The 279-nt window shown below is 74.2% G+C and carries 1 protein-coding gene; it reads left to right on the top strand.

Annotated features, from left to right (window positions below):
• Positions 1 to 279: flagellar hook-length control protein FliK (locus tag VTU_RS0121920; protein ID WP_010109041.1), on the top strand; the 279-nt coding region annotated here is incomplete at both ends.

Here is a 279-nt window from a genome sequence, read left to right as displayed (position 1 = left end):
GGTCCGGCGCCGGCCCGGGCAGCGCCTGGGCAGCGCCCGGCCCGGTCGGTGGCGCGGGGCCGTTCGCGCATCCGGGCCTGGCCGCAGCGCCGGCGGCAGAGCCCGTGACCTGGTGGGCCGAGCAGCAAACCTGGAATGCACAGCTGACGCTCGACCGCGATGGCCAGCCCGTGGAAGTCTCGGTGTCGTTGTCGGGCAATGCGGCGCACGTGTTCTTCCAGAGCGAGCAGCCGCAGACGCGCGAACTCCTGGACCGCAGCCGCGCGCAGCTCGGCGATT

This window comes from Verminephrobacter aporrectodeae subsp. tuberculatae At4 (assembly GCF_000193225.1).
In the GTDB taxonomy this organism is placed as follows: Bacteria; Pseudomonadota; Gammaproteobacteria; order Burkholderiales; family Burkholderiaceae_C; genus Acidovorax; species Acidovorax aporrectodeae.
The sequence above is the reverse complement of the archived record's forward strand: the minus strand, read 5'-3'. Positions and strand labels throughout refer to the sequence as shown.